13 protein-coding genes, 1 tRNA gene and 1 riboswitch are annotated in these 18,119 nt (G+C 68.6%); of the genes, 2 read left to right on the forward strand and 12 right to left on the reverse strand.

Translation table 11 applies throughout. The features are described from left to right. Positions 1–145: 145 nt before the first annotated feature. Positions 146–227 (reverse strand) — tRNA-Leu (locus OID54_RS15795). Between the two features lie 561 nt (positions 228–788). Between OID54_RS15795 and OID54_RS15800 the strand changes: the two genes are divergently transcribed. Then, complete coding sequence (locus tag OID54_RS15800; protein ID WP_329020007.1) at positions 789–1,559, forward strand: ABC transporter ATP-binding protein; 771 nt, start codon at positions 789–791, stop codon at positions 1,557–1,559. A gap of 49 nt (positions 1,560–1,608) precedes the next feature. Continuing rightward, the gene (locus OID54_RS15805; protein WP_329020010.1) at positions 1,609–4,155 is read left to right on the forward strand and encodes an ABC transporter permease; all 2,547 of its coding nucleotides are present in this window, start codon (positions 1,609–1,611) and stop codon (positions 4,153–4,155) included. 90 nt (positions 4,156–4,245) lie between these two features. Here OID54_RS15805 and OID54_RS15810 read toward each other — a convergent pair whose 3' ends face one another. From OID54_RS15810 to OID54_RS15860, 11 genes are all read right to left on the reverse strand, one after another. Then, entirely contained in the window at positions 4,246–5,652 is a 1,407-nt protein-coding gene (locus tag OID54_RS15810) for a cyclopropane-fatty-acyl-phospholipid synthase family protein (protein ID WP_329020013.1), read from the reverse strand. A 409-nt stretch (positions 5,653–6,061) separates the two neighbouring features. Beyond that, positions 6,062–7,447, reverse strand: a complete 1,386-nt coding sequence (locus tag OID54_RS15815) for an NAD(P)/FAD-dependent oxidoreductase (RefSeq protein WP_329020016.1) — start codon at positions 7,445–7,447, stop codon at positions 6,062–6,064. A 345-nt stretch (positions 7,448–7,792) separates the two neighbouring features. Continuing rightward, complete coding sequence (locus tag OID54_RS15820) at positions 7,793–8,707, reverse strand: Ppx/GppA phosphatase family protein (RefSeq protein WP_329020019.1); 915 nt, start codon at positions 8,705–8,707, stop codon at positions 7,793–7,795. A 74-nt stretch (positions 8,708–8,781) separates the two neighbouring features. Next, the gene (locus tag OID54_RS15825) at positions 8,782–9,321 is read right to left on the reverse strand and encodes a DUF501 domain-containing protein (RefSeq protein ID WP_329020022.1); all 540 of its coding nucleotides are present in this window, start codon (positions 9,319–9,321) and stop codon (positions 8,782–8,784) included. 124 nt (positions 9,322–9,445) lie between these two features. Beyond that, positions 9,446–9,916 carry an FtsB family cell division protein gene (locus tag OID54_RS15830; protein ID WP_329020025.1) on the reverse strand — a complete coding sequence of 157 codons (471 nt, stop codon included), beginning with the start codon at positions 9,914–9,916 and terminating at the stop codon, positions 9,446–9,448. A gap of 284 nt (positions 9,917–10,200) precedes the next feature. After that, entirely contained in the window at positions 10,201–11,487 is a 1,287-nt protein-coding gene (gene eno, locus OID54_RS15835; RefSeq protein ID WP_329020028.1) for a phosphopyruvate hydratase, read from the reverse strand. A gap of 685 nt (positions 11,488–12,172) precedes the next feature. Next, positions 12,173–12,871: a transglycosylase family protein gene (locus tag OID54_RS15840; protein WP_329020031.1), complete on the reverse strand. Its 699-nt coding sequence runs from the start codon at positions 12,869–12,871 to the stop codon at positions 12,173–12,175. Between the two features lie 4 nt (positions 12,872–12,875). Further along, positions 12,876–13,049: riboswitch (cyclic di-AMP (ydaO/yuaA leader) on the reverse strand. 265 nt (positions 13,050–13,314) lie between these two features. Next, positions 13,315–14,289: a transglycosylase family protein gene (locus OID54_RS15845; RefSeq protein ID WP_329020034.1), complete on the reverse strand. Its 975-nt coding sequence runs from the start codon at positions 14,287–14,289 to the stop codon at positions 13,315–13,317. A gap of 112 nt (positions 14,290–14,401) precedes the next feature. Next, entirely contained in the window at positions 14,402–15,664 is a 1,263-nt protein-coding gene (locus OID54_RS15850) for a cytochrome P450 family protein (protein ID WP_329027539.1), read from the reverse strand. A 404-nt stretch (positions 15,665–16,068) separates the two neighbouring features. Further along, positions 16,069–17,037: a nucleoside triphosphate pyrophosphohydrolase gene (locus tag OID54_RS15855; RefSeq protein WP_329020036.1), complete on the reverse strand. Its 969-nt coding sequence runs from the start codon at positions 17,035–17,037 to the stop codon at positions 16,069–16,071. Between the two features lie 136 nt (positions 17,038–17,173). After that, the gene (locus tag OID54_RS15860; protein ID WP_329020039.1) at positions 17,174–17,818 is read right to left on the reverse strand and encodes a SurA N-terminal domain-containing protein; all 645 of its coding nucleotides are present in this window, start codon (positions 17,816–17,818) and stop codon (positions 17,174–17,176) included. Positions 17,819–18,119 lie beyond the last annotated feature (301 nt).

An 18,119-nucleotide genomic window follows, 5' to 3' on the forward strand; every position in this document is an offset into this window, starting at 1 on the left:
GCCCGGTCCGCCCTCACCCCCCAGAATGGGGAGCGCGTGGAACCGCCCTATCGAGTGATGGTGAAATCACTCGAACGTGTGACCCCTGAGAGTCAATGGAGGTCAAGGATTCAACCACTCCGGGTCGAAATTCGACTCCGGAGAGTGCCCGGAGCCGGACTCGAACCGGCACGGCCCGAAGGCCAGCGAGGTTTAAGCTCGCCGTGTCTGCATTCCACCATCCGGGCCAGGTGCGCGGCTCCGCGTAAGCACAGGAGCCTATCCGGGTAGATCGATACGCCCGGTGCCCCCCTGGCCCGATGTTGTCTTATTTTATTGCCGCTTGAGGGTGCGTCAGCCCAGGTGGAGGGAGATCCCGACGGCGCCATCCCAACAGGTGGGCATCCATGCGTTGACACGTGATTGACGGAAATTCGCCGCAACTGCCACTGGTTCGACCTCTTGCCCGATGGCTCGGCCGAGTCGCGCGCATCAGTCGCCGGGTCACCCTCGTCACACTGGCCCCGGCGTAGGGACTTCCCGTATATCACTCAGCGGAATGTCGGGCCGCCAACCGGCCCTGGTCGAGCCATGACGGGGAGCGAGAACGGACGCTTCCCTTCCGGTCTGCGGGCTCATTCCCCCTCGGGGACACCGTCATACCCAAGGAGGATGACCACCCCTCGCAGTCCGCCCAAAGAGGGCCTTGGGAACGGGCACGGGGGCTGACGATCGGCGCTACAACGGCGACCAGGATGGGACACGTCCCCCCAGCAAGCTCACAGCCGACGCAACAGGAGCCCTTCCTCGTGACCACCACGCCCATCGCACACCGCGCCACCGCCGTGGCCGCCCGCGCCACGGATCTGTCCAAGGTGTACGGACAGGGCGAGACCCAGGTGGTCGCGCTCGACCGAGTCAGCGTGGACTTCCGCCAGGCGGAGTTCACCGCCATCATGGGCCCGTCCGGCTCGGGCAAGTCCACCCTGATGCACTGCGTCGCCGGCCTCGACACCTTCAGCTCCGGCTCCGTGCGCATCGGCGACACCGAACTCGGCACTCTGAAGGACAAGCAGCTCACCCAGTTGCGGCGGGACAAGATCGGCTTCATCTTCCAGGCGTTCAACCTGCTGCCGACGCTCACCGCCCTGGAGAACATCACGCTCCCCATGGACATCGCCGGCCGCAAGCCCGACAAGCAGTGGCTGGAAACCGTCATCGACATGGTGGGTCTGCGCGACCGCCTCAGCCACCGTCCCGCGGAGCTCTCCGGCGGCCAGCAGCAGCGCGTCGCCGTCGCTCGCGCCCTGGCCTCCCAGCCGGACATCATCTTCGGTGACGAGCCCACCGGAAACCTGGACTCCCGCTCCGGCGCTGAGGTCCTCGGCTTCCTCCGCAACTCGGTGCGCGAACTGGGTCAGACCGTCGTCATGGTCACCCACGACCCGGTGGCCGCCTCCTACTCGGATCGCGTGATCTTCCTGGCCGACGGCCGGGTCGTCAACGAGATGCTGCACCCCACCGCGGACGGCGTCCTCGACCAGATGAAGGCATTCGACGCCAAGGGCCGGACCAGCTGACCATCGGCCGACTCGTCGACCTCCGGCTCTCACCACAGGACTGACTGACATGTTCCGTACCGCCTTGCGCAATGTGCTCGCGCACAAAGCCAGATTGCTGATGACCGCGCTCGCCGTGATGCTCGGCGTGGCCTTCGTCTCGGGCACCCTGGTCTTCACCGACACCCTCGGCAACGCCTTCAGCAAGCAATCGGCCAAGAGCTACGACGGCATCGCCGTGGTGGCCAACGGCTCCACCTCCGAGATCGGTGCCGGCGCCGAGAAGGAGGAGGGCATTCCCTCCGCCGCCCTGGAGAAGATCCAGAAGCTGGACGGTGTCACCGATGTCACCGGCCGGGTCTCCGGATTCGCCGGGGTCGCCGACCCGTCGGGCAAGCTGATCGGCAGCGGCTGGGCCAACAAGGGCGGCAACTACGCCGCCGGCAAGGACGGCAAGGACGCCGCGTACGACTTCGCCAAGGGGTCCGGACCGGCGCAGGCCCGGCAGATCGCCCTGGACAAGGACACCGCCACGAAGGGCAAGTACGAGGTCGGCGACACCGTCCGCGTCGCCACCAACGGGCCGGTGCAGGAGTACAAGCTCTCGGGAATCTTCACCACCGAGGACGGTGCGGTCAACGCGGGCGGCAGCCTGGTCCTGTTCGACACCGCAGTCGCCCAGAAGCTCTATCTGAAGCCCGGCTTCTTCCATGACATCACCGTCAGTGCCACGCCCGGCACGTCGGACGCGAAGCTCCTCGCCGCGGTCGAGCCCCTGCTCCCGGAAGGCGCCGCGGCCCAGACCGCACAGAAGCTGGCCGACCAGGAGGCCAAGGACATCGAGTCCGAGTTGAGCGCGATCAACAACATGCTGCTCGCCTTCGCGGCGATCGCGCTCTTCGTCGGCACCTTCCTGATCGCCAACACCTTCACCATGCTGGTCGCCCAGCGCACCAAGGAACTGGCCCTGCTGCGCGCCGTCGGCGCCTCCCGTCGACAGGTCAAGCGCTCGGTGATCCTTGAGGCGTTGGTGGTGGGTCTGCTCTCCTCCATCGTCGGATTCGTCCTCGGCCTCGGCCTCGCGGTCGGGCTGCGCTCCGCCATCAGCAGCTTCGGTGCGAAGCTCCCCAACGGCCCGCTGGTCGTCTCCCCCACGGCCGTGCTCGCCGCACTCGCCGTCGGTGTGCTGATCACCGTCCTCGCCGCCTGGCTGCCCGCCCGTCGAGCGGCGAAGATCGCCCCGGTCGCCGCCATGAGCAGCGTGCACGCGGTGGCCTCGACCAAGTCCCTGGTCGTACGGAACACCATCGGCAGCATCGTCACCGCCGCCGGTGCGGGCGCCATCCTCGCCGGTGCTTCGACCGGTGGCAACGAGGGCCGGCTGATGATCGGCGCCGGTGCGTTCCTCACCCTCATCGGGGTCATCATCCTGATCCCGCTGCTGTCCCGGCCGATGATCGCCGTGGTCAAGCCGCTGCTCCAGCGGATGTTCGGGGTCGCTGGCAAGCTCGCAGGGCAGAACGCGGTCCGCAACCCCCGCCGTACCGGTGCCACGGCTTCCGCACTGGCGATCGGTCTCACCCTGGTCACCGGCCTGACCGTCATCGGTGTCACGCTGGGCCAGGCCATCGACCGGATGACCACGGACAACGTCCGCGGTGACTACTTGGTGAGCATGGCCAACGGCGGCTCCATGGACCGCTCGGCACTCGAAGCGCTCCAGAAGGCCAAGGGTGTGGAGGCCATCACTCCGCAGCAGGCGATGGACATGGAGATCAAGGACGAGGACTGGGCCGTCTCCGCCGTCACCCCCGGTGACGTCGAGAAGGTCTTCGCCATGGAGGCCATCTCCGGCTCGCTCTCCACCCTCGCCGATGGACAGGTCGCCATCGCCGAGTCGGTCGCCAAGGACAACGGCTGGAAGGCCGGTGACCCGCTCGCCGTCAAGATCGGTGACGCGGAGCCCCGCAAGTCGCTGAACCTGACGGTCGGCGCGATCTACAAGGACAACGAGTTCCTCTCCTCGTTCGTCGTCTCTACCAAGCTGGCGGACCCGCACTACGAGAAGCCCTACATCTCCGAGATCTGGCTCAAGATGGACGGCGGCGAGACCAAGGCCAACGAGCAGGCCCTGGTGAGCGCGCTGGGTGACAACCCCGGTATGAACATCATGGACCGTCAGGACATCCGCAATATGTTCGGCGGAATGATCAACACCATGCTGTACATGATGTACGGACTGCTGGGCATGGCCCTGATCATCGCGGTCCTCGGAGTGGTCAACACCCTGGCGATGTCGGTCTTCGAACGTCAGCAGGAGATCGGCATGCTGCGGGCGATCGGTCTGGACCGGGCCAAGGTCAAGCGCATGATCCGCCTGGAAGCCATCGTGATCTCGCTCTTCGGCGCGGTGATCGGAGTCGTCCTAGGCTCGTTCCTGGCCTGGGCGATCGGCGAGACGTTCAAGAGCAGCATCCCGAACTACGAGCTGGTCATCCCGATGGACCGCATCGGACTGTTCCTGCTGCTGGCCGGTGTGGTCGGGGTACTGGCCGCGCTCTGGCCGGCCCGCAGCGCCGCCCGTCTGAACATGCTGACCGCGATCAAGACGGAGTAGTCGCAGCCCTATTCCGGGCCCCGCGCCGCCGAGCCATTGCGCTCGGCGGCGCGGGGCTTTCTGATGACGTCCCCCGCACGCGGGGCGCGTTCAGTTCCAGGTACGGCTGCGCAGCGGCACGCCCGACGCACCGTCCGGGCTGGTCCGCACCGCCAGGATCTGGTTGACGCCGATCCTGTTGCGCTCGAAGGACAACGCACTCGCCGCCATGTAGAGCCGCCAGACCCTCGCCCGCCCCGGCGAGGTGAGGCGAACCGCCGTCGGCCAGTGCGCCTCCAGATTGGCCACCCAACGACGGAGGGTGAGGCCGTAGTGCTCCCGGATGGACTCCACGTCCCGCACTTCGAAGCCGGCGTCCTCCAGCGTGCCGACGGTACGGCCCAGGGGAGCCAGCTCACCGTCCGGGAAGACATAGCGGTCGATGAAGTCGTCGAGCCGATACGCGGACTCGTCGCCCTCGGGCCGGCGTCCGATCTGGTGGTTCAGCAACCGGCCCCCCGGGGCGAGCAGGGTGTAGAGCTGATCGGCGTACTCCCGATAGCGGGCGGCACCCACGTGTTCGGCCATCCCGATCGAGGAGATCGCGTCGTACGGACCGTCCCCGACGTCGCGGTAGTCCTGGACGCGAATCTCGATCCGGTCGGTGAGGCCGGCTTCCGCGATGCGCTTGCGGGCGTAGGCGGCCTGTTCCCTGGAGAGCGTGACCCCGGTGACCCGGACGCCGTACTCGCGGGCCGCGTGCAGGGCCAGCGAGCCCCAACCGCAGCCGACGTCGAGCAGCCGATCGCCCTCCGTCAGACCGAGCTTGCGGCAGACCAGGTCGAGCTTGTCGCGTTGGGCGTCCTCCAACGTCTCCACCACTGCGTCACCAGGGCCGGTCTTCCAGTAGGCGCAGGAGTAGACCATGGACGGCCCGAGGACGAGTTCGTAGAACGGGTTGCCGACGTCGTAGTGATGGCTGATGGCCTGGCGGTCGCGGTGCTTGGTGTGGAGCGGGCCGTGGCGCCGGGGGACCTCCTCGGCGGGGGGAGCCGGCGGAGGCAGCGGTCCGCCCCAGCGCAGGAGGGTGCGGGCGGCCGAGTGGTGGGCGGGGTCCAACAGAAAGCGAAGTCGGGTGCGGGCTGCCGTGCCGAGCCGTTTGGCGCGGGTGGCTCGATGTGCCCGAGCGCCTTGCCGCACCGGTGGGAGGGGTCTCGCCCCGGTGCTCTCCTGCGCGGCGGGACCGGGTGTCCGATCCCAGACGAGCCCGGCCAGTTGGTCGAGGACTGCGTAGAGATCGCCTTCCACTTCGATGTCCCCCGCCACCCAGGCGCGTGCCAGACCCAGCTCACCCGGGCGCCACAGCAGCCGGCGCAGGGCCCTGCGGTGCCGTACGACGAGCACGGGCCCGCCCGGTGGTCCCGACTCCGATCCGTCCCAGGCCCGGATGCGTACGGGAAAGCGCGTGCCGAGCAACTCCTCGGCAAGGGCGGTCAACCGCAGTGCGGCGTCGGCCATGGTGTGACCTCCGTGGTGGTGTTCTGCCTGCGTGCGTACTGCTGCTCGTTCCGTCGTACTAATGACGCGTACCGATGACGCCTACCGATGGCGCCTACCGATGGCGCTTACTGATGACGCGTGCTGATCGGTGAACAACGCACGCACTGTGGGTGCTTCCCATCACGGGGCACTCCCGCACGGATCGGGCTGTGCGCCCCTCGGTCGGCGGTGCGGATCGAGGGCATCGAACGGTCACGGGGAGGGGCGGGAACACGGTCCCGAAAGGCGCCGGAGCCTTGTGCCACGGGGGCAGGTACCGGTCGCCGCCCTAGGGGAGGGGCCGACGGGGTGCGGACATGGCGAAGGGCCGCCCGCACCACGGATGGCGGACGGCCCTTCGGTCAGGTACTGCGGATGAGCGGCGAGGTCAGGATGCCTTCGCCTTCTCGGGGGCGGGCGCCGCCTGGGCTGCGACCGGGGTGGGCTTGGCGGCCTCGTAGAACTCCTCGCGAGGCGTCTCGATCGCGCCGAGCGAGACCACTTCGCGCTTGAGGAACATCGCGAGCGTCCAGTCGGCGAACACCCGAATCTTGCGGTTCCAGGTCGGCATGGCCAGACCGTGGTAGCCACGGTGCATGTACCACGCGAGACGGCCGCGGAGCTTGATCTTCACCTTGCCCACGACGATCATCGCGACGCCCTTGTGGAGGCCGAGGCCCGCCACCGCGCCCTTGTTGGCGTGGCTGTACTCCTTCTGCGGGAAGCCCCGCATACCGGAGATCACGTTGTCGCCGAGGACCTTCGCCTGGCGCAGCGCGTGCTGGGCGTTCGGCGGGCACCAGGCGTTCTCGACGCCGGCCTTGCGGGCGGCGACGTCGGGCACCTGGGCGTTGTCACCGGCGGCCCAGGCGTAGTCGAGACCCTGCACCTGGAGGCAGGTGGAGGTGTCGACGTGGCCACGGGGGCCGAGCGGCAGACCGTAGCGGGCGAGCGCCGGGTTGGGCTTCACACCGGCGGTCCACACGATGGTGTTGGAGTCGACCTCAAGGCCGTTCTTGAGCACCACGTGGCCGTCCACGCAGGAGTCCATCGAGGTCTGGAGGTAGATCTCGATGCCGCGGCCCTCAAGGTGCTCCTTGCCGTACTTGCCGAGCTTGGGCCCGACCTCGGGAAGGATCTTGTCCGCGGCGTCGACCAGCACGAAGCGCATGTCCTCGCGCTTCACGTTGGAGTAGTACTTGGCGGCGTCCCGCGCCAGGTCCTCCACCTCGCCGATGGTCTCGGCGCCGGCGAAGCCGCCGCCGACGAAGACGAAGGTGAGCGCCTTGCGGCGGACCTCTTCATCGGTGGTGGAGTCGGCCTTGTCGAGCTGCTCAAGCACATGGTTGCGCAGGCCGATGGCCTCTTCGATGCCCTTCATGCCGATGCCCTGCTCGGCAAGGCCAGGGATCGGGAAGGTGCGGGAGATCGCACCGAGCGCGACCACCAGGTAGTCGAAGGGGAGCTCGTACGCCTCACCGACCAGCGGGGAGATCGTGGCTACCTTGCGGTCCTGGTCGATGGTGGTGACACGTCCGGTGAGCACTTCGGCCTTGGGCAGCACGCGTCGCAGCGGTACGACGACGTGCCGCGGCGAAATGCTGCCGGCAGCTGCTTCGGGCAGGAAGGGCTGGTACGTCATGTAAGAGCGCGGGTCGACGACCGTGACGGTCGCCTCGCCGTACCGCATCTTCTTGAGGATGCGGCGCGCCGCATACAGACCTACGTACCCCCCGCCAACTACGAGGATCCTGGGACGCTCCGTGGTGCTCATGCCATCGAGTATCCACCCCACTGACACAGGGTGCTCGTGAGCCCCTTCACAAGGAGTAGGTCTACCTCTGCTACACTGCGCGCCCTCGTGACCGAGGTCATGCATCCCCGAGGGAACCACTGCACCTCGGTGATCGTTGGGAACCGCCTGTGAGCTGGTCCTTAGACCCGGGCGGGCAGGAAACCACTGATCTGGTTCAGCTGACGGAAACACCCGCCCGGAGGGCCCCGATCCGGCCGCCGACCCCCCATTCCAGGCCCAACCGGCCCTCAGTGGTGGCTTTTCGGCCGCGAACCGCCCCCATCAGGGCCCTTTTCCTTGTGAAGAACTTCACGAACTTCATTTCTAGGCGGCGGACCAGGCGATCCCATCAAGGATGTCGTGCTCGCTGACCACCACTTCTTCGGCCCCGATCCGCTCCATGACGGCGAGCAGCACACAGGCGCCGGCGACGATGACGTCCACCCGTCCCGGGTGCATCACCGGGATCGCCGCCCGCTCGTCGTGGGTGGCGTCCATCAGCTTCTGGACGATGCCCTTGACCTGCTCCAAGGAGATCCGGGCATGGTGGATCGCCGTGGAGTCGTAGGCGTCCAGGCCCAGCGCGATACCGGCGACCGTCGTCACCGATCCGGCCAGTCCCACGAGGGTGCGCGCGCCCCGGAGCGGTACGGTCCGCTCCGCGAGGTCGAGCGCCGCTTCGATATCGGCCCGCACGGCCGCGATCTCCGCCGGCGCAGGCGGATCGCTGCGGACGTGCCGCTCGGTCAGCCGCACACAGCCGATGTCCACCGACTTCGCGGCCTCGACCCGCTCCCGTCCGATGACGAACTCCGTCGATCCACCGCCGATGTCCACCACCAGCCGCTCCTCGTGGCCGGGCAGTTCTTTGGTCGCCCCGGTGAAGGAGAACTCGGCCTCCTGATCACCGCTGATGACCTCGGGCTCCACCCCGAGGACATCCCGCACGCCACGGACGAAATCGTCCCTGTTCTCTGCGTCCCTCGACGCCGAGGTGGCCACGAAGCGCAGCCGCTCCACACCGTGCTCCTCGATCACCGCGGCGTACTCGCGGCAGGCGGCGAAGGTGCGCTCCAGCGCCTCGGGCGCCAGCCTGCCCGTGCGGTCCACTCCCTGGCCGAGCCGAACGATGGTCATGCGGCGATCGAGCTCCACCAGCTGCCCGGTGGCGAGGTCCGCGTCGGCGACGAGCAGACGGATGGAGTTGGTACCGCAGTCGATCGCGGCGACGCGGGTCATGCGCGCTCCTCATAAGAAGAAGGACGAGACGAGAGGGAAGAGACGGGGAAGGCAAAGAAGAGAGGAGCGGCGACTCAGCCGGCTTCCGCGGGGGCGGGATCACAGGGCGTGACGCACGGGCCCTTGCGCCACCACTCGGGCAGCAGGGCGATCGTCTCGTCCCCGAGCGGATTCACCCCGGGGCCCGCCGCCAGCGAATGTCCCACCAGGACGTGGAGGCACTTCACCCGGTCCGGCATGCCGCCGGCGCTGGGGAAGCCCTGGAGCACCTCGATGGCGTCGCGGCGCTGGATGTAGTCGTCATGGGCGGCGCGGTAGGACGCCGCCAGTGCGGGGTCGCTCTCCAGCCGCTCGGTCATCTCCTTCATCACGCCATTCGCCTCCAGCGTGCCGATCGCCGATGCGGCCCGCGGGCAGGTCAGGTAGTACAGCGTCGGGAAGGGGGTGCCGTCGGGCAGCCGGGGTGCGGTCTCGACGACGTCGGGTTGGCCGCAGGGGCAGCGGTGCGCGATGGCGCGCAGTCCGCGCGGCGGCCGGCCGAGCTGCTCCTTGAACGCTGCGATGTCCGCGTCGGTGGGCTCGGTCGGGTCGGTGTGGGGAGGAGGGGTTTCCATGCCTGCCTTGGCTCTAACGGTTCTACGGTCTAACGGTTCTACGAGTCCTACGGGCTCAGGGTGGAGATCGCGGCCACGGACCCGTCCGGGCCGCCGGGACGTACCAGGTTCGCAGATGCGCGCGTCAGCCGCGGTCCGCGGAGTCGACGCCGTCCCAGACATTGGAGTACCAGGGCCGGTCGGCTGCGTCGTCCCGGCCGCGTTCCTGCTCGGCGTTCTCGGGGTCGATCATCGTGTATCCCCGCTCCCCCGGCAGCACGTAGTGCAGGTGCTCCCGGGCGAGACGCCGGATGTACGCATCGTCTTGGAGGCGTGCCTTCTCGTCCCGCAGTCGCTCGACGTGCTGCTCCGCCTCGGCCATGCGGTCGCGCTGATCGGACATGTCGCCGCGTTGGGACACGTACTGGCGCATGGGATAGGCCAGGGCGACGATCAGCGAGCACACCACGAGGGCGAGGAAGGCCGCCCTTCCGGTGAGCCGGGACCTGCGGGCCTGCCGCTTGGTCTGGGAGCGGTAGACGCGGGCGGCGGTCTGCTCGCCGAGCAGCCGCAGCCTGGTCGCGGTGGAGAACCGGTCGCGATTCTTCCCGGCCATGTCGTCCCGCCTCCCCTGCTCCGTGACCCGTGTCGTACGGCTGCCGTCCCGGACCCGTCCGTTGTGACGGGACCGTCCGTTCCGTACGACGGGTGCGTACGGAGGTGATTGCTGCCCGGGGCCGATGGGCCCGCCATGTGCCTACGTCCCCGGACACGGTACGGGACCGTGGCCGGGGACGTAGGGAGACTGGCGGGGCAGCGGCCGATCCGGCCGCTGCCCGCGACCGAGGACGCCTCAGCATGCCTCAGCCCGTGCGGCGGGGCTGAGGTCGCCGAGGGCACTCAGTCCTTGAAGCGGGGGAACGCGCTGCGTCCGGCGTACACCGCGGCGTCGTCGAGGATCTCCTCGATGCGCAGCAGCTGGTTGTACTTGGCGACGCGCTCGGAACGGGCCGGGGCGCCGGTCTTGATCTGGCCGCAGTTGGTGGCGACGGCCAGGTCGGCGATGGTCACGTCCTCGGTCTCACCGGAGCGGTGGGACATCATGCACTTGAAGCCGTTGCGCTGGGCGAGCTCCACGGCGTCCAGGGTCTCGGTCAGCGAACCGATCTGGTTCACCTTCACGAGGAGGGCGTTCGCGGCGGCCTCGTCGATGCCGCGGGACAGCCGCTCCGGGTTGGTGACGAACAGGTCGTCACCGACGATCTGCACCTTGGAGCCGAGCTTCTCGGTGAGGACCTTCCAGCCCGCCCAGTCGTCCTCATACAGCGGGTCCTCGATGGAGACCAGCGGGTAGGAGGCGACGAGCTCCTCGTAGTACTCGGTCATCTCGGCGGCCGAGCGGGGCTTGCCCTCGAACTCGTACTTGCCGTCCTTGTAGAACTCGGACGCGGCGACGTCGAGCGCGAGCCCGATGTCCTTGCCGGGCACGTAGCCGGCCTCCTTGATGGCCTCAAGGATGAGGTCAAGCGCGGCGCGGTTGGAGTCGAGGTTCGGCGCGAAACCGCCCTCGTCGCCCAGACCGGTGGACAGGCCCTTCTGCTTCAGGACCTTCTTGAGCGTGTGGTAGACCTCGGTGCCCCAGCGCAGCGCCTCCGAGAAGGACTCCGCACCGATCGGGGCGATCATGAACTCCTGAATGTCCACGTTGGAGTCGGCGTGCGAGCCGCCGTTCAGGATGTTCATCATCGGAACGGGCAGCAGGTGCGCGTTCGGGCCGCCCAGGTAGCGGAAGAGCGGCAGGTCGGACGCCTCGGACGCGGCGTGGGCCACGGCCAGGGACACGCCGAGGATGGCGTTGGCGCCGAGCGAGGACTTGTCGGGGGTGGCGTCGAGGTCGAACATCGCCTGGTCGATCAGGCGCTGCTCGGTGGCGTCGTACCCGACCAGCTCGGGGCCGATCTGCTCGATGACGGCGAGGACGGCCTTTTCGACGCCCTTGCCCAGGTAGCGGTTCTGGTCGCCGTCGCGAAGCTCAAGAGCCTCGAACGCGCCGGTGGAGGCGCCGGACGGAACGGCAGCACGACCCGTGCTGCCGTCGTCGAGGCCAACCTCGACCTCGACGGTGGGGTTGCCTCGGGAGTCCAGGATTTCCCGGGCTACGACGACGTCGATGGACGGCACGAGCATCTCCTTCTGGGATGTGACGCGTGGGGTGCAGGGTCTCTTTGGCCTTGCGGCATGAGCCTAACCGCCGTGCGGGTGCCGTTCGTCGGATGCCCGCCCCCTGGGACGAAAAAGGGGCCTGATAGGCAGGGCTACCGTCGGGTAGCGCGGCGGGCTGCGGACGGGCGGACCGGGTGGAGCACGACCACCGTCCACACGGTCGTGCGCAGGGCTCGGGGGAACTGCTCGGCCTGTATGAACTGCTCGGCCTGGAATCCCGTATGAGCGGCCCGCCCGCCCCGGCATGGGTGGGGACGGCATGGCTGGAGATATGGAGAACCCCGGGCCGGCGCACTTGGGGGGGAAGTGCACCGACCCGGGGTGGTTCGGGCCCCGGGGGAAGGGCCGAAGGGCGGCTCGACCGAGGGCGCAGGGTGTGGGGGCGATCGGCCAGGAGAAGGCGGCCGGCCGGTCCTACGACACCCGGCGAACTGCCGGGGTGGGCGGCGGGTCCGGTGCCGATCCCGGGGGGAGATGGATCGGCGCGGAACCCGGGCCCTCGTGCTCGGGGGCTCCACCGAAGTGGTCCGAGCACAAGGTGCGGGTGGCCCGAGGGGGCTTCGGTCGGTCCGAGCGACCTCGTGGGGGCTCGGTCGACGATCGGCCCGACCGGGAAGTCAGCTCAGGGCGCACCCGTTCCCGTTGGGGCTCAGCCCAGGTGGAGCTGCTGGCCCACGTAGATGACGTCGGCGTCGCTGATGACGTCCTTGTTGAGCTCGTAGAGCTTCTCCCAGCCGCCTTCGACCTGCTCGGCGTCCGCGATCTTGCTCAGGGTGTCGCCGGCCTTGACCTGGTACTCGCCGTCACCCTTCTGGAAGCCCTTGGCCTTGGCGGGGGCCTCGGCGCGCTCGGAGCGGGTGGTGGGGACCTCGCCGCGCTGCGGCTGGGCCTGCTCCTGCTTCGGCTCGGCCTTGGGCGCCTGCTTCTTGGGCTCGGCCTTGGGCTGCGGGGCCTCGGCCGCGCCGCCACCGTACGCAGCGTTGGACAGGCCGACGCCACAGGACGGCCATGCGCCCTTGCCCTGGCCGTCGAGGACCTTCTCGGCGATCTCGATCTGCTGGGACTTGGACGCCTGGTCGGCGGTGGAGGCGTACTTCGTGCCGCCGAACGCCGCCCAGGTGGAGGCGGAGAACTGGAGGCCGCCGTAGTAGCCGTTGCCGGTGTTGATGGACCAGTTGCCGCCGGACTCGCACTGGGCGACCTTGTCCCACTCGGAAGCGGTGGCGGCGCTGGCGGACGTGGCGCCCATCAGCGGGGCGGCCACGGCGACACCGGTGACACCGGCGAGCGCCATGAGTCGGCTGGCCTTGCTGGGGCGGCGGTGCTTCGCCTTGCTCGAAAACAGCATGGAGTCTTCTCCTCACCGACGCCTACGAGGTGAGCTGTCGGGTTCGGGCCTAGTGAGTTGCCCGGCCGTGCGTCCTTGCGCACGGCTTCACCCCTAGCCGGTTCCCACCGTCGTCTCCAACGGCCTTCACCGGCACTTACCTTGGGTCCCCCGCTCCTGCCTTCGGCGCTCTACGCGACGAGTTCTCCCCCCGACCGACGGCAGGATTCGGCGTGACGGTCGACGGTGCCCGCGGTGGCGAGCGGTTCAGACCGTAGGCATGACTCTCCCCGATGTTCAAAGTCGAACATCGGGGAGAAATCGCCCATCTCGCCAAGGATGCGGTTTACATTTCCGCAGGTCAGGCGCGGAACTCAGGATTCCGGCAGGCCGGGTGAGCGAACTACGGCAAAGAGACGCTTGTCTCACTTCGTCAAAATGGGACAAACGATAGCTAACAGCCGCTACTTTGCGGCGAGGTCGAGGCTCTGACCAGGGTGGATGAGATCGGGTTCGTCGCCGACCGTCTCCTTGTTGGCCTCGTAGAGCGCGGGCCAGCCACCGGGCAACTCGTTCTTCTCGGCGATGACCCAGAGGTTGTCGCCGGCCTGCACGGTGTACGAGCCGGGAGAGGCACTGGCCGTGCCGGGCTGCTCGGGGGTCGTGGCGCCCACGTCCGTGGTGCCGAGGTCCGAGCGGGCGTCCTCGCCCCGGGAGGGATGGGCGCTGCCGGTCTCCCGCGGCGTCCCGGCGTCGCCGACCGGCTCGGTCGGCGACGCCGAGCCCGTCGATTCGGCGGTGGCGGAAGCGGCGGGCTTGGACTCCGTCGACGCCTCGCCACGGTGCTTGCCCGTGGCGTCGGCCGGCTGCTTCGGGCTGGACTGCGGCGACGCCTTCCCGGAACTGCTCGGGGTGCCCTTCGCCGGGGCCGGGGTCTTCGCCGGAGCCTTGGCGGGAGTGGTGCCGGTCGAAGCGGACGGCTTCGGGATCTCCGTGGGCTCCGCCGAGGGCTTCGGCTCCCCTGCGGGCTTCGCCGGAGCGGTGGCCGCCTCGGTGGGGTCGAGGGCCACCTCGACCCCGGCGAGGGTCGCGCACGCCCTCCAGGGCCGAATGCCCTCGGAGTCGACGACCTTCTCCGCGATGGCCTTCTGCTGCGCGGGGGTGGCGAGGTCCGCACGGGAGGCGTACTGCGTCCCGCCGAACGCCTTCCAGGTCTCCTGTGACATCTGGAGACCGCCATAGAAGCCGTTGCCGGTGTCCGCGCTCCACAGGCCCCCGGTCTCACACTCCGCGACCTTGTCCCACGCGGTGGCTTCGACTGCCGACGCCGAAGTTGCGCCGAGGAGCGGGATCGCGATGGCGGATCCCGTCACCCCGGCGGCGACGACGAGTGCAGGAGCCTGACGGGGTCGGCGATGTCGACCATTCCCGGAGAGCATGCGGTTGCCTTTCGCGAGACTGCTGAGGACGCGCAGAACGTAGCCGCACTCGAACGTCTGTCACAAGTCGATGCAGCTGAGATTACGTCAATGTCACGTTTTTGACGGCCCGTCAGATGTTTCGGGATGTGAACTGAACGGGAAGGGTTCGCAGCCCACGCATGATGAGACCCCCACGCCAGCGCAAATCTGACGAATCCACGGCGAGTTGCAGATCGGGCAGCCTGCGCAGCAGTGTGGCGATCGCGGTTTGGGCCTCAAGTCGAGCGAGCGGCGCACCGAGGCAGTAGTGGATGCCGTGGCCGTATCCGAGGTGCTGATTGTCACGTCGAGAAAGATCGAGGACGTTCGGCTCCGCGAACCGCTCCGGGTCCCGATCAGCCGCTGCAAGCACCACCAACACGGGGTCGCCCGCGCCAATCCGCTTGCCACCGAGCTCAAGTGACTCGGTGGCGAATCGCCAGGTGGCGAGCTCCACGGGTCCGTCGTATCGGAGGAGCTCCTCAACTCCGGTTTCCAACAGTCCGGTTTCGCCCGCGGCAAGGGAGGTCTGGAGGCGCTCGCGTTGCTCGGGGTGGCGCAGTAGGGCGTAGACGCCGTTGCCGATGAGGTTGACCGTCGTCTCGAACCCGGCGAACAGCAGAATGAAGGCCATCGCGGCGGCTTCGTTCTCGGAGAGGTGCTCGCCGTGGTCACTGGCCCGGATGAGGCCCGAGATCAGATCGTCGCCCGGATCTTCGCGCTTGCGATGGATCAGCTCGGCCAGATAGGTCCGCATCTTCTTGACCGATCGGGCGACCCCGCCGCGCGGCCCGCCGCCGTGCCGGATCATCATGCCGGCCCAGTCGCGGAAGTCGTCCTGGTCCTCGGCAGGGACCCCGAGCAGATCGCAGATCGCATAGATCGGCAGCGGGAAGGCGAAGTCGTGAATGAGGTCTGCCTCCCCTTTCTCCGCGAAGGAGTCGATCAGGCGGTCCGTCAGCTCCTGGACGCGGGGGGCGAAGGCCGCGACCCGGCGTGGAGTGAACGCCTTGGCCACCAGCCGGCGCAGTCGGGTGTGGTCCGGCGGGTCGATGTTGAGCAGATGGGTCATCAGCTCGGCCTTGCGCTCGCCGGGGATGCCCGTCTTCCCCTTTGCATGTGCGGGCTCGTCGTGGTGGGCGGGGTTCTTGGAGAGTCGGGTGTCCGCCAGTGCCTGCCTGGCATCGCCGTAGCGGGTCACCAACCATGCCTCCACCCCGCTGGGCAGCCGGGTCCGATGAACGGGCGCGTGTTCGCGCAGCCAGGCGTAGGCGGGGTAGGGGTCGGTGGCGAACTCCCAGGTGAACAGCTCGGGCGCGGTGGGAGTGTCCGGGGTGGTGTCGATGTCATCGATGGCGTCGGTGTCGTCGTCGTTGCCATGGTGGGGCGAGCCCGAAACCGGACAACCCGGACGTGAGGTCAAAGCCCTCGCCGCCTGGTCGGGAAAAGTGTCCGGATCTGAGCCATCGCGGGCGGTGCCCGAGGGGCGATCGGAGCGATCGGAGGCATCGGAAGAGCGGGCGGCGGGATGGGGCGGCGGGCCGGGCGCGGGGGTGTCACTCACCCCTCGACGTTATCCGCCCCACCCGACCGAACTGAGCACGGACCGCACTGGTACGGCCGACACCCCCGCACCCGCGCCACTGCTCGGTACGGCCGTCCCCCGCGCTGTCGCTCTGTACTACTTGCTGCTCGGCACTTCCGCCGCTGCTGCTGTCCTGCGCCCGCGCCACTGCTCTGTCTTTGCTGTGCGGTCCGCTATGCGGTCTGCTCCGCCTCACGGATCGCGTCCCGATAGACACGGGCAGCCGCGCGCAGGGCGGACTCGGGGTCGACACCCGCAGCCTCCGCCTCGACGGTCAGGGCGAGCAGGTCATATCCGATGCCCTCGCCCTGGGGCACGGACACCTGGAGCCCCGCCGTCCGCACCCGGGACGCGAGCTTCGCGGCGAGCGCCAACCCCGGCTGTCCGATGGGCACACCTTCGGTGATCGACTTGCGCTGCTTCTCCGTCGCCTTCGTCCGCAGCCAGTGCGCCTTGACGTCCTCCGGAGTCTCGGCACTTGCGTCGCCGAAGACATGAGGGTGGCGGTGGATCAGCTTGTCCACGATGGTCGCGGCGACGTCGTCGATGGAGAAGGGCTCTTCGCCGTCCTCCTGGGCGATGCGGGCGTGGAAGACGACCTGGAGGAGAACGTCCCCCAGTTCCTCGCGCAGTTCGTCGCGGTCGCCGTCCTCGATGGCCTCGACGAGTTCGTACGCCTCCTCGATGCCGTACTTAGCGAGCCCCTGGTGAGTCTGGGTAGAGGACCAGGGGCACTCGGCGCGAATGCGGTCCATCACCTGCACCAGGTCGAGCAGCCGGGCACCGGGGAGGTCGTAGGAGCCGGGCAGCAGCTCCAGATCGGGCATCGACTCCCGGCCCGACCCTGCGATCCGTGCGAGTCCGTCGGTCAGGGCGGACTCGCCCTCACCGGATGCCAGCACCACGACGGATGCGCCACCCGCGCAGGCGTCGACCATTTCCCGTGCGGTGGGCGCGGCGATCTCCACCTCGACGCCTGCCTCGCGCAGATAGGGCAGCTGCGGATGCGCGCCGTCCGCACACAGCACACGGTCCGCGGTCCGCAGGGTGTGCCAGGCGGGCCAGGACAGCAGGCCGGGCGCCACACGGTGGCTGGCGGTCAGCAGGACGACGCGGCCGGTGGCGGAGGGTTCAGTGGTCACCCCTCGAACCTACCTCGATCGGTGGCACTCCCACCGACCAGGCCGATCCAACGGTACGCACACCGGCCGACGGGCATCCGGCGTGCTCGCTCCGCCGACCCATCGGGCCGGAGCCCGATGAGATCCGGCAGAACGGCTAGGCGGTCTCGGCGGGCTGCTGCTCCTTGGTGACCTGGGTGATCCAGGGAGCCTTGTAGTCACCGAGTTCGAGCTTCTGGCTGTCCCAGACGCCGAACCGGGGGTTGACGTTGATGTCCAGCTTCTTGGCAGCGACGGTGAACGACTTGTTGACCTTCTGCTGGCCCTCGGGGGTGTTGGCCGCGCCGATCGCGGTGGCCAGCTTGCCGACGAGGATGTCGCGGCGCACCACGTCGTTCAACTGATCGGGGGCGACTCCCCGCTGCTGGAGGTACATCGCGGCGAGTTGCTCCTCGCCACCGGCCTGCTGGACGAAGGCGGCGCGGCCGTCCTGGATCTCCTTGCGGCTGATGCTCACCCCGGCGTCGTGGGCCGCGCGCTCCACGACCTCGGCGACGATGAGCTCGTACAGCTTCGCGCGTCCGAGCTGACCGGTGCCCTTGATCAACTGTTCGGACTCGGGGGCACGCTCCTGCGCGGACCGTACGTCCTTCACGCTCGCCTGGACGGTGGAGACCTCGATCCGGTCCCCACCGACAACGGCGGCAGCGCCAGGACGGGCCTCATTACTACAGGCCGCAAGCAGTGGCGCAGCGACGAGCAGTGCGGAGACGATGATCGCGGTGCGACGGCGGCGGTGCAAAGGAGCCTCCCGGCGTGATTGTGCGGCAATGCACAAAGTCCTAGCGGTGATGATGTTAGGCAGTTCGGGGCGGTCGGGGCCACCTCTTCGCGGGCACTGATTCGGTCAACGATGGAGGGTGGGCTCCCGTTTCGGACCGTTCTGGAGTCGTACGTTCCCGCTCGCCGTGCCGTGCCGCCCCCGCAGCCGGCGAACACAGGGCTTCCGGGGGTGCCGTCGGGGGTGCCGCAGCCCTTCCCCGATGCGCTTCGCGCGAGCGTTCACATGGCTGCTCAACCCGGGTGCGGGGGCCGGAGGCGGG

Origin of the sequence: Streptomyces sp. NBC_00690 (genome assembly GCF_036226685.1) — a bacterium.
In the GTDB taxonomy this organism is placed as follows: domain Bacteria; phylum Actinomycetota; class Actinomycetes; order Streptomycetales; family Streptomycetaceae; genus Streptomyces.